15 protein-coding genes are annotated in these 10759 nt (G+C 33.4%); all 15 read left to right on the top strand.

Going from position 1 to position 10759, the window contains the following annotated elements:
• Window positions 1-24 precede the first annotated feature (24 nt).
• The 15 genes from WKS98_RS07005 to WKS98_RS06935 all read left to right on the top strand — a co-directional run bounded on the left by WKS98_RS07005 (window position 25) and on the right by WKS98_RS06935 (window position 10578).
• Window positions 25-249: a DUF4314 domain-containing protein gene (locus tag WKS98_RS07005; RefSeq protein WP_498918095.1), complete on the top strand. Its 225-nt coding sequence runs from the start codon at window positions 25-27 to the stop codon at window positions 247-249.
• Between the two features lie 90 nt (window positions 250-339).
• A complete protein-coding gene (locus tag WKS98_RS07000) occupies window positions 340-645 on the top strand; it encodes a hypothetical protein (protein WP_498918094.1) in 306 nt (101 codons plus the stop codon).
• 98 nt (window positions 646-743) lie between these two features.
• Window positions 744-1031, top strand: a complete 288-nt coding sequence (locus tag WKS98_RS06995) for a transcriptional regulator (protein ID WP_498918093.1) — start codon at window positions 744-746, stop codon at window positions 1029-1031.
• Between the two features lie 98 nt (window positions 1032-1129).
• A complete protein-coding gene (locus WKS98_RS06990; RefSeq protein ID WP_498918091.1) occupies window positions 1130-2719 on the top strand; it encodes a terminase large subunit in 1590 nt (529 codons plus the stop codon).
• A 51-nt stretch (window positions 2720-2770) separates the two neighbouring features.
• Complete coding sequence (locus WKS98_RS06985) at window positions 2771-3265, top strand: DUF8617 domain-containing protein (RefSeq protein WP_498918089.1); 495 nt, start codon at window positions 2771-2773, stop codon at window positions 3263-3265.
• 210 nt (window positions 3266-3475) lie between these two features.
• Window positions 3476-4594 carry a phage portal protein gene (locus tag WKS98_RS06980; RefSeq protein WP_498918087.1) on the top strand — a complete coding sequence of 373 codons (1119 nt, stop codon included), beginning with the start codon at window positions 3476-3478 and terminating at the stop codon, window positions 4592-4594.
• Window positions 4581-5267, top strand: coding sequence for a head maturation protease, ClpP-related (locus tag WKS98_RS06975; RefSeq protein WP_498918085.1), 687 nt, complete (start codon window positions 4581-4583; stop codon window positions 5265-5267). Before WKS98_RS06980 ends, WKS98_RS06975 begins: the two co-directional genes overlap by 14 nt.
• A gap of 4 nt (window positions 5268-5271) precedes the next feature.
• Window positions 5272-6462: a phage major capsid protein gene (locus WKS98_RS06970; RefSeq protein WP_498918083.1), complete on the top strand. Its 1191-nt coding sequence runs from the start codon at window positions 5272-5274 to the stop codon at window positions 6460-6462.
• Between the two features lie 10 nt (window positions 6463-6472).
• The gene (locus WKS98_RS06965; RefSeq protein ID WP_498918081.1) at window positions 6473-6745 is read left to right on the top strand and encodes a head-tail connector protein; all 273 of its coding nucleotides are present in this window, start codon (window positions 6473-6475) and stop codon (window positions 6743-6745) included.
• 9 nt (window positions 6746-6754) lie between these two features.
• The gene (locus tag WKS98_RS06960) at window positions 6755-8599 is read left to right on the top strand and encodes a collagen-like triple helix repeat-containing protein (protein ID WP_498918079.1); all 1845 of its coding nucleotides are present in this window, start codon (window positions 6755-6757) and stop codon (window positions 8597-8599) included.
• A complete protein-coding gene (locus WKS98_RS06955; protein WP_498918077.1) occupies window positions 8586-8918 on the top strand; it encodes a phage head closure protein in 333 nt (110 codons plus the stop codon). Before WKS98_RS06960 ends, WKS98_RS06955 begins: the two co-directional genes overlap by 14 nt.
• Window positions 8915-9292, top strand: coding sequence for an HK97 gp10 family phage protein (locus WKS98_RS06950; RefSeq protein WP_498918075.1), 378 nt, complete (start codon window positions 8915-8917; stop codon window positions 9290-9292). Before WKS98_RS06955 ends, WKS98_RS06950 begins: the two co-directional genes overlap by 4 nt.
• Window positions 9289-9633 (top strand): hypothetical protein, encoded by a 345-nt coding sequence (locus tag WKS98_RS06945; RefSeq protein WP_498918074.1) that lies wholly within the window; start codon window positions 9289-9291, stop codon window positions 9631-9633. The genes WKS98_RS06950 and WKS98_RS06945 overlap by 4 nt, the downstream gene beginning before the upstream one ends.
• Window positions 9626-10222 carry a major tail protein gene (locus WKS98_RS06940; RefSeq protein ID WP_311537686.1) on the top strand — a complete coding sequence of 199 codons (597 nt, stop codon included), beginning with the start codon at window positions 9626-9628 and terminating at the stop codon, window positions 10220-10222. The genes WKS98_RS06945 and WKS98_RS06940 overlap by 8 nt, the downstream gene beginning before the upstream one ends.
• Window positions 10222-10578 (top strand): hypothetical protein, encoded by a 357-nt coding sequence (locus WKS98_RS06935; protein ID WP_316536343.1) that lies wholly within the window; start codon window positions 10222-10224, stop codon window positions 10576-10578. Before WKS98_RS06940 ends, WKS98_RS06935 begins: the two co-directional genes overlap by 1 nt.
• Window positions 10579-10759 lie beyond the last annotated feature (181 nt).

Below are 10759 nucleotides of genomic sequence, written 5' to 3'. Positions count from 1 at the left end.
TATATGTATGTAAGAGGTGATTAGATGATTTCAAAGGAAATTATAGAAAAATTAAAAGAAATTTATCCAGTAGGAACAAGAGTTAAATTAATTCAGATGGAGGATGTGCAAGCACCACCAAAAGGAACTCTGGGTACAGTTTATGGAATTGATGCTATTGGATCAATCCTAGTGAAGTGGGATAATGGTTCAACATTAAATGTTATTTTTAGGGAAGATATTATAGAGAAAATATCGGATAAATGTTGAAAAATAGCCGATATTTGAGCGAAAATTACTTGACTTATCTTCGATAGTACGGGAATATGTACATAACAAAAAGAGATAAGGAGAATAAAAATGGCATACAAATATATGAAAACACAAGAAGATTTAAATGATTTAATCGACTCTTCAGCAATTACAATGCTTGGACTTTACGAAGGAGAAAATGGAGACTTAGCTTTTCAAGATTATCTAAAAGACTACCTTGAAGATGACACAATTTACATTACAATGGGAAAAACAATCAATGCACTTTACGAAACCAAACTACCAGAAGACTTAAGGATAGTAAGTTTAAAATATAATAAGCTTGGAAGACTTCCAATGATAAGGCTTGAGATTGGAGCAAAGTGGTTTGATGACTTTATAGACAACCTTTAAAAACATTGAAAAACAGCCGATTTATAGGTATAAAAGACTTGACTAATACTCTCTTATACGGGAATATGTAGATAACAAAAGCAAAGGAGAGTAAAACTATGAAAAAAGACCTTTTAGAAAGATTAGATACAGAAGTTAAAGCTTGCAAAAGATACGCAGAAAACTCAATAAAAAAATCAAAAGAAGGTAAGGTTGGAGCAGCCATTAACCTTTTAGAGATAGCAGGAACAGCAAAGAAATGTGCAGACCAAGTTCATGAAGAACTTTGGGAAATATCGAAAGGAAATTTAACAGAGGAAGAATTTCAACTTTTTGCAGAATCAGAAACACTAGAAAGAGAACTTAAGAAAGCATACAAAGAATTAAACATAGCAAGCCAAAGATAAAAATAAAATTTCAAATAGAGTTTAGGCTCTATTTGTCGTAGTAGAAGTCACAATCAGGTGGCTATTTTTTATGCCCATTTTTAAAGGAAGGAGGTCAAATGAAATATAAACCAAGTAAATTTATGCTTGAAACATCTCACTATGATAAAAATAAAGCAGACTATGCAGTCACATTTATAGAATGTCTGAAGCATACAAAAGGTAGATGGGCAGGTAAAGACTTCAAGCTTATTGAATGGCAAGAAGAAATCATAAGAGACTTATTTGGCATTGTAAAAGATACAGGATACCGACAATTTAATACAGCATATATTGAAATTCCAAAGAAGATGGGAAAATCTGAACTTGCAGCTGCTGTAGCACTTCTTCTCACTTGTGGGGATGGAGAAGAAAGAGCAGAGGTATATGGCTGTGCCGCCGATAGACAGCAAGCAACCATTGTCTTTGATGTGGCTGCCGATATGGTAAGGATGAGTCCAGCCCTATCTAAAAGAGTAAAAATTTTGGCATCTCAAAAGAGGATGATATATAAGCCGACTAATTCTTTTTATCAAGTCCTATCTGCAGAAGCTTATTCTAAACACGGATTTAATATTCATGGTGTGGTCTTTGACGAACTTCATACTCAGCCCAATAGAAAATTATTTGATGTTATGACAAAAGGGTCTGGTGATGCAAGAACCCAACCACTATATTTTCTTATTACAACTGCAGGAACAGATACGAAATCAATCTGCTATGAGACGCATCAAAAGGCAGTGGACATACTTGAAGGAAGAAAAACTGATTCAACTTTTTATCCTGTTATTTATGGAGCTGACAGAGAAGATGATTGGACAGATGAAAAAGTATGGCATAAGGCAAATCCGTCTCTTGGAATTACAGTTCCTATAGAAAAAGTGAGACAAGCTTGTGAATCGGCTAAGCAAAATCCAACTGAAGAGAATGCTTTTAGACAACTAAGACTTAATCAATGGGTCAAACAAGCAATTAGGTGGATGCCTATGGAAAAATGGGACCTATGTAATTTTGCTGTTAATGAAAAAGAACTAAAAGGCAGAGTATGCTATGGTGGTCTTGACCTATCAAGCACAACGGATATTACAGCTTTTGTTTTAGTATTTCCTCCAATAGATGAAGATGATAAATATCAAATATTACCTTACTTTTGGTTGCCTGAAGATAACCTCGACCTAAGAGTAAAAAGAGACCATGTAAACTATGACCTATGGAAAAAACAAGGATACATTCAAACAACAGAAGGTAATGTAGTTCACTATGGATTTATAGAAAAATTTATAGAAGACTTAGGCGAGGTATATAACATTAGAGAAATTGCCTTTGATAGGTGGGGAGCAGTTCAGATGGTCCAAAACTTAGAAGGAATGGGTTTTACAGTTGTTCCTTTTGGTCAAGGATTTAAAGACATGTCTCCACCAACAAAAGAATTAATGAAACTCACACTTGAAAGAAAAATAGCCCATGGAGGTCATCCAGTTCTTAGATGGATGATGGATAATATATTTATTCGAACTGATCCTGCTGGAAACATTAAAGCAGATAAGGAAAAATCTACAGAAAAGATAGATGGGGTTATTGCTACAATTATGGCTCTTGATAGGGCTATAAGGTGTGGAAATGATACAAGTGAATCTGTCTATGATGACAGGGGACTTATAGTAATTTAAGAGTAAAATGGGTATTAAATTATTAATAATAAATAACTAGGAGAAATCGATATGGCCGGTATGGGATGTTATATTTGCAGAAATATATTGAGAGATCATGATGGTAGCATTGTATTTGATGTTTACACAAAAGAGGAATTGCAAGATTTTAACAGAAAATATTTGAATCAAGAGAATCCAAAGCTTGAAGATATAGTTTTTCATGAGGATTATGAACTGTTTAATGATTACTTTTGGAAATGCGATAGATGTCAGTCTGTATATTTATGGGATGGGGAAGATCCATCTAATCCAAATAAATGCAGAGTATACAGTATGACAGAGATCTCTAAAAGGAGTATTACATTGGATCAAGTTAAACAGCTAGAGGAAATTCTAATTATAAATCTTAATGACAACACCGATGACCTTTATGTATCTGATTTATTTTTAAGAAATCCTTTCAGACCATATAAGTACTATGTTTCAGACAATCATAATTACGTATACATTGTGAATACAGATATGGATACTATCGATAGAATTTATAAATATAGAGAAGATTAAATCAAACAAATATTACAATAAAGGTTAAACATCTACATCTGTAGGTGCTTTTCTTATGCTTACTTTTAAGGAGGTGGTAATATAAACATTTTAAATTTAATATTTAAGTCGAGAGACAAACCTAAAGACGGGGAGAGGATATCTTCATCGTCTTTTTTATTTGGGAGAACAACAGCAGGAAGGAATGTCAACGAATTTACTGCTATGCAAATGACAGCAGTTTATTCGTGCGTAAGGGTTCTTGCTGAAACCTTAGCAGGACTTCCTCTTCATTTATACAGAAGAGGAAATTCAAACTCAAAGGAAAAAGCAAAAGAACACGCTATATATTTTTTATTACACGATGAACCAAATACTGAAATGACTTCCTTTGTATTTAGAGAAACATTAATGACCCATCTATTACTTTGGGGTAATGCTTACGCTCAGATAATTCGTAATGGAAAAAATGAGGTTATTGGACTTTATCCCTTAATGCCAAACAAGATGACGGTTATGAGAAGTGAAGATGGAGAAATCTTTTATAAATACAATCACAAATCAGAAGAGGTTTATCTTTTAAAAGAAGATGTACTTCATATACCTGGACTTGGTTTTGACGGACTTATTGGATATTCGCCAATAACCATGGCAAAAAATGCCATTGGTATGGCTATGGCTTGTGAAGATTATGGTGCTAGCTTTTTCCAAAATGGCGCACAGCCAGGTGGAGTTTTAGAGCATCCAGGTATTATTAAAGATCCAGAAAGAGTTAGAGAGTCATGGAATGCAGCCTTTCAAGGGCCTAAGAACGCCAACAAAGTGGCTGTACTTGAAGAAGGAATGAAATACCAACCCATAGCCATAGCACCAAGTGAGGCCCAGTTTTTGGAAACAAGAAAGTTTCAGTTAAATGAGATAGCAAGGATATTCAGGATACCACCTCATATGATTGGTGACTTGGAGAAGTCATCATTTTCAAATATAGAACAGCAGTCACTAGAATTTGTTAAATACACCCTTGATCCTTGGATTGTTCGTTGGGAAAAGTCTCTAGAAAGAGCACTACTAACAAAGAAAGAAAAAGAATCCTACTTTATTAAATTCAATCTTGATGGACTTCTAAGAGGAGACTATGAGTCAAGAATGAATGGATATGCTGTAGGAAGACAGAATGGTTGGATGAGTGCAAATGACATAAGAGAGTTAGAAAATCTTGATAGGATTTCAGCTGAAGAAGGTGGTGACCTTTATTTAGTAAATGGAAATATGCTACCACTTGAAAAGGCAGGGTCATTCTATGAGAGTAAAAGAAACGGAGGTAAGAATACCGAGAATGAAGAACAATAAAATATTTTGGAATTGGAAAAAGGATTTAAATGAACTCTATATAGATGGAGTTATTGCAGAAGAGTCTTGGTTTGATGATGAAATCACGCCAAGGCTCTTTTTTGAAGAATTAAAAAATAAAAGTGGAGACATAACTGTATGGATCAACTCTCCTGGTGGAGATTGTATAGCTGCATCAAGAATTTACACCATGCTTTTAGAGCACAAAGGAAATGTGACCATTAAGATTGATGGGCTTGCAGCATCTGCTGCGTCTGTTATTGCAATGGCAGGAACTGAAGTGTTGATGAGTCCTACATCATTAATGATGATCCATAATCCTTTAACTGTAGCTATTGGTGACTCAAAAGAAATGCAAAAAGCCATAGATATGTTAAAGGAAGTTAAGGAATCAATCATAAATGCTTATGAGATTAAGACAGGTTTATCCAGAGAAGAGATTTCTAATCTAATGGATGGAGAGACTTGGTTTGATAAGAATAAGGCCATCGAGATGGGTTTTTGTGATGGAACTCTCACTGACAAAAGAAAAGATGAGAAAGTTACGAACATGGTCTTTTCAAGACGAGCGGTTACAAACTCACTTTTAACAAAGATAAATAAAGAAGTAAAGACTCACTCAATGAGAGAAGTAGAAGAAAGATTAAACAAAATTAAAAACACTTGGAGGTAAAGATATGGACTTAAAAGAACTAATGGAAAAGAGAACTAAAGCTTGGGATGAGGCAAAAGCATTTGCTGAATCTAAGAAAGATGAAAATGGGCTAATGTCTGATGAAGACTTTAAAACATATGAAGAGATGGAAAAAACTATCGAGAATTATACTCGTGAAATCGAAAGAAAGAAGAGGGAAGAAGAAATGGATAAATCCTTGGAAAAACCTACTACTCAAGCACTAACAAATGAACCTGCTACTTTTAATGAAGGAGAAAAACCAATGAGAGCAAGAAATGCCTACAAGAAGTCTATGATGAAGGCATTAAGAACTAACTTTAGAGATATTTCCAATGAATTAAAAGTAGGAACAGATGAAAGTGGTGGATATTTAGTTCCAGAAGAAATGGAAGCAGATATTGTAAATGGTCTTGAAGAAGAAAATATTGTAAGAAAACTAGCTACAAAAGTTCAAACTTCTGGACTTCATAAAATTAACATTGCAGCTACAAAACCAGCAGCCTTATGGGTAGAAGAAGGTGGTCAACTAACCTTTGGAGATGGCACATTCGATCAAGTAGCACTTGATGCACACAAACTCCATGTTGGAATTAAAGTTACTGAAGAACTTCTCTATGATGCAGCCTTTAATCTAGAAAAATACATCACTGAAGAATTTACTAGAGCACTAGCAAATGCTGAAGAAGATGCCTTCTTAAATGGTGACGGAGTAAATAAGCCTACAGGAATTTTTGACTCTAAAAAAGGTGGAGAACTTGGAGGTACAACAAAGGCTCAAACAATTACTGCAGATGAACTAATTGATTTAGTCTATTCCTTAGACAGACCTTATAGAAAGAAAGCAGCCTTCATTTTAAATGATGCAACAGTTGCTCAAATTAGAAAACTTAAAGATGTTAATGGTGCATATATTTGGCAACCATCACTTAAAGATGGAGAACCGGATAGACTTTTAGGATATCCCGCCTACACATCTGCCTTTGCTCCAAAAGCTGAAAAAGGAAAACTTGCAGTAGCCTTTGGCGATTTTTCTTACTACAAGATTGGAGATAGAGGAAATAGGTCTTTCCAAGACTTAAAGGAGTTATTTGCTGGTAATGGCATGGTTGGTTTCTTAGGTAAAGAAAGAGTTGATGGAATCCTTGTTTTAAGAGAGGCAGTTAAACTTTTAAAAATCGGTGCTACTGCCTAAGGAGTAGATTATGATTACTCTTGAGGAGGCAAAGTCCTATTTAAGGGTGGATTTTGATGATGAGGATGAGATGATTGAATCTCTCATCCAATCATCAATAAAGCACTCCATGGATGTTGCTAGGGTTAATAGTGAAGAAGAACTTTCTAAAAATCCAAATGGAAAGATAGCAGTTCTCTATATGACAGCTTATCTTTATGAACATAGAGAAGAGGCAGATTATTCTGAACTAAACTTAACTCTAAGGGCTTTATTATTTGGTGATAGAAAACCAGGTTTTTAAGGAGGTATTATGGCTAATAGTTTAAATACTTTAAATTTAATCCAAACAAAGGGTGGAATTAATATAAAACAAGGAGATATATCTTCAGAACTGAGTTTCCAGCTATGTGACTCAAAAGGTGACCCTATTAGTTTTTTAAATGATAAAGATGCTAGTATTCAACTTTATAGCAAAGAAAAGAAACTAGAATGGAAATGTAAGACAAAGGTAAATGAAGATAGGATTTCTTTTAGAATTGACAAGCCACTTGCCATAGGATCATATAAAATAGAAATCAAAATAGATGGTCATATTTTCCCATCAGACCAAGGAACTTATATAAGGATTACAAAGGGTTATGAGTCATATACAGATTCGGAAAGTGCAGTAGTTGCCATTGAAAATGCTAAAAATATAGCTGACGAGGCGATAAAAAAAGCTATTGAAAAGAATCTAGAAGATATAAGAGGACCAAAGGGAGATAAGGGTGATGACGGCTCTCAAGGCAAAGAAGGACCACCTGGTCCAAAAGGAGAAGATGGTAAGGACTGTGAAGTTATAGATAACCTTGAAAGTGAAAACGGAGAAAAAGCCCTGTCTGCTAGACAAGGTAAAATTCTAAATAAAAAATATGATGAGCTTTTTTACGATGTCGATAATGGTAAAGATTTAATTGCTAAGGCTATTGTCGACAAGAAAGGAAAAGCTAATAAAGATGATAGCTTTACAGACTTAGCAAATAAAATTGGAGAAATAAAAACTGGATGGGAGCCTGGGCATAAATTTATAGAAGGAGAATTAAAAATAGAATATAACTACCAATATGATACAGATCCCTTTCCAATCTTGGAAAATATAGACGATGCTTTAGGTATCGAGGATGCAGGTGATGCATATTTTATTATAAAAGAAGGAAAATTATCCTTACTTATCCACCTTAACGAAGCTTTAAGTTCTAATAAGCGTAGATATTTAAACTTATGTAGTTATAGTAATGGAGATTGTTTTGGAATAGTTAGTGCAGATAATAATGGGTTTATTTCAATTTATGGGATATCCATGATATTAGAGGAACTGTGGGTTATCGATACAAAAATCCCATCAAATAAAAAAATAAACCTAGAAACTGTTAATGATACCTTAATTGTATCAGCAAATGATAAGTCTGAAGCAGAGTTTCATAATTTGAAGAATAAAAAATATCTAAGGGTTAATGAATATGATGATTTTTTTAGCTACTTTGATACAACCTATGTCCAAATTAATAGCACCGTATCGGGATTGAGTGCAAATGGTAATATTTTTTCACTTAATTTAATTAACTATAAATTTGACAGAATAGTACATGCTAATCTTAGTGGTTTAAGAATCCACACTTTAGATTATAAAATATATTATTTTGAATTAAAGAATGGTGTTCCTCAAAGTCCAAGGCTAAATGTTGACTTATCAAAATGGGCAAAAGGAAAATTTTTATCTTATAGTAGAAATTATTCTGGTGAAAGGTACACATATGAAGGAATATCGTTATTAGTTGAATCTAATAATAATGTGAGCATAGCTTACGAATGGGAATATGATGAAAATACAGAAGTTAAAACTGATGATGATATCTTATTTATATCCTATGTAAATGGTGATATGAAAACAACCGATGAAATAAACTTATTTACAAAGGAAAAAAGGATTACTAAATCACCTAACTATAAAAAGTTATTAAAAACAAGGTATGAAAGTAACGAGGGTTACGACGATTATATGTTATTTTTTATCCTTAATGGAAATTTTTGTGGTTGGAATAAAAGTCGTTATCTAGCTTATTATATTCTACCAGAACTCCCAGAAGATACTGGAGACTATTATGAAAATAGCTGATTTTAATAGAAAGATAACCTTTCAAAATAAAGATGTTGAAGTAGATGAAATAGGTAATCATAGCTCAATATGGAATGATTATCTAACCACAAGTTCGTATATATCATTTCAAGGTAAAGGAGAAGAAGTTTTCCTTGGTATGGAAGTAGATAGGTCAGATATTTCTTTTACTGTAAGATTTCAAAATAGGTTAAAGAATATTAATACCTCAGAGTACAGGATTCTATTTGAAGCTGAAAATTACAATATCATCTCAATTGACTTTATGAACTATAAAAATAGACTTATAAAATTTAGGTGTAGGAAGGTGAGTAGATGAATGTAAAAATTGAAAACCTGGCTAGTGAAATTATGAAGGGCTTAGAAGAATATTCTGATATGGCTACAGATGAAGTCAAAAATGAAGTAAAAAAAGCTGGTAGGAATATAAGAAAAGAAATACAAGAAAATGCTCCTGTAGGAGAAACAAAGAAATATTCTAAGTCTTGGTCTGTAAAAACTATGAAAGAAACTTCAAACTCAATAGAACTTGTAGTTCACTCAAGGAATAGATATCAACTGGCTCATTTACTTGAAAAAGGTCATGTCCTTAGACAAGGAGGAAGAGTTTCTGCTAAGCCACACATTGGACCATCTGAAGAGAAAGGGGTCAGAGAATTGGAAGAAAATATTATGAGGAAGTTAAGAGAATGAAGAAGTTAATGAAAATAATTAACGAGATTGGACTTCCTTTTGCATACTCACACTTTGTTGAGGGAGAAAGTCCATATCCACCATTTATAGTCTATCTATTCCCAAATAATAAACACTTTGGTGCAGATGGATATGTATATTATAAAAATACTGAGATAGACTTAGAACTTTATACTGATAAGAAGGACTTAAAACTTGAAGAAAAAATAGAAGAGATACTTGATAGAGAAAAAATCTATTATGAAAAATCTGAAGTTTGGATTGAGTCAGAAAGACTCTATGAAGTTTTGTATGAATTCACACTTAATTTAAAAATTACGGAGGTAAATAATAATGGCTAATAAAGTTAAATTTAATATTTGTAACGTACACTACGCTCTCTTTGATAAAGCAGAAGAGGGCGTTATTAAATATAAGACACCAGTGCCAATGCCTGGTGCTGTTTCAATTTCATTAGATCCAAATGGAGAGCCAGAAAGCTTTTATGCAGATGGAATTGAATATTACACTATTTCAAACAATATGGGATATGATGGAGATTTAGAAATCGCTCTTATTCCAGAATCCTTTAGGACTGATGTATTGATGGAAAAATCAGATTCTAATAAAGTTTTAATTGAGTCCTCAAATTCTGAGACTGCAAACTTTGCACTTCTTTTCGAGTTTGATGGTGACCAAAAGAAAATCCGTCATGTCATGTATAACTGCTCAGCAGCAAGACCTACTCTTGAAGGAGAAACCAATGAAGAATCAAGAGAAGTTCAACCAGAAACCTTATCTATCCAAGCAAGACCACTTCCAAATGGTAATGTAAAGGCTAGAACAAGTGATGAGACAACTAAGGAAACTTATGATGGTTGGTATAAATCAGTTTATCTACCAATAGAAAGTTCATCCTCTGTGGCAAGGACAACAGGAGGTAGTAGATAATGGCATTAACAAAAACTATAAAAATTGATGGAAAAGATGTTATATTTCGTGCGTCTGCAGCTATTCCAAGAATCTATAGATTAAAGTTTGGTCGAGACATCTTTAAAGACTTGATGGAACTAGAAAGGTCCATGAAGAAAAACGATAAAGATAAATCTAATCTTGATATTGGTTCACTTGAGTTATTTGAAAATATAGCTTATGTAATGGCAAAGCATGGAGACAAATCTATTCCTGATAGTCCAGAAGAATGGTTAGATAATTTCTCAACTTTTTCAATTTACCAAATTCTACCTCAGTTAATTGAGTTATGGGGACTTAACATAAAGTCGGAAGAAATTCCTAAAAAAAAGTAAGACCAACAGAAAGACCAATGACTACACCCTTATTCCTATTAAGGGCAGTGGAACTTGGTCTTTCTGTTTCTGATTTATCTCTACTAACAATTGGACTTGTAAATGATATGTTCACAGAAAAGAATAATGACGACTATAAATACAAAGAAGTAGCTACACAAGAAGACTTTGATAAGTTTTA

This window comes from Lagierella sp. ICN-221743, assembly GCF_037890055.1.
Taxonomy (GTDB): Bacteria; Bacillota; Clostridia; order Tissierellales; family Peptoniphilaceae; genus Mediannikoviicoccus.
Note: the sequence above shows the minus strand (reverse complement) of the source record. Positions and strands in the feature narration are given on the sequence as shown.

Excerpts from the sequence above, each read along its gene's own strand:
- WKS98_RS07005 (WP_498918095.1), top strand. The coding sequence starts at position 25 with ATGATTTCAAAGGAAATTATAGAAAAATTAAAAGAAATTTATCCAGTA.
- WKS98_RS07000 (WP_498918094.1), top strand. The coding sequence starts at position 340 with ATGGCATACAAATATATGAAAACACAAGAAGATTTAAATGATTTAATC.
- WKS98_RS06995 (WP_498918093.1), top strand. The coding sequence starts at position 744 with ATGAAAAAAGACCTTTTAGAAAGATTAGATACAGAAGTTAAAGCTTGC.
- WKS98_RS06990 (WP_498918091.1), top strand. The coding sequence starts at position 1,130 with ATGAAATATAAACCAAGTAAATTTATGCTTGAAACATCTCACTATGAT.
- WKS98_RS06985 (WP_498918089.1), top strand. The coding sequence starts at position 2,771 with ATGGCCGGTATGGGATGTTATATTTGCAGAAATATATTGAGAGATCAT.
- WKS98_RS06980 (WP_498918087.1), top strand. The coding sequence starts at position 3,476 with ATGACAGCAGTTTATTCGTGCGTAAGGGTTCTTGCTGAAACCTTAGCA.
- WKS98_RS06975 (WP_498918085.1), top strand. The coding sequence starts at position 4,581 with ATGAAGAACAATAAAATATTTTGGAATTGGAAAAAGGATTTAAATGAA.
- WKS98_RS06970 (WP_498918083.1), top strand. The coding sequence starts at position 5,272 with ATGGACTTAAAAGAACTAATGGAAAAGAGAACTAAAGCTTGGGATGAG.
- WKS98_RS06965 (WP_498918081.1), top strand. The coding sequence starts at position 6,473 with ATGATTACTCTTGAGGAGGCAAAGTCCTATTTAAGGGTGGATTTTGAT.
- WKS98_RS06960 (WP_498918079.1), top strand. The coding sequence starts at position 6,755 with ATGGCTAATAGTTTAAATACTTTAAATTTAATCCAAACAAAGGGTGGA.
- WKS98_RS06955 (WP_498918077.1), top strand. The coding sequence starts at position 8,586 with ATGAAAATAGCTGATTTTAATAGAAAGATAACCTTTCAAAATAAAGAT.
- WKS98_RS06950 (WP_498918075.1), top strand. The coding sequence starts at position 8,915 with ATGAATGTAAAAATTGAAAACCTGGCTAGTGAAATTATGAAGGGCTTA.
- WKS98_RS06945 (WP_498918074.1), top strand. The coding sequence starts at position 9,289 with ATGAAGAAGTTAATGAAAATAATTAACGAGATTGGACTTCCTTTTGCA.
- WKS98_RS06940 (WP_311537686.1), top strand. The coding sequence starts at position 9,626 with ATGGCTAATAAAGTTAAATTTAATATTTGTAACGTACACTACGCTCTC.
- WKS98_RS06935 (WP_316536343.1), top strand. The coding sequence starts at position 10,222 with ATGGCATTAACAAAAACTATAAAAATTGATGGAAAAGATGTTATATTT.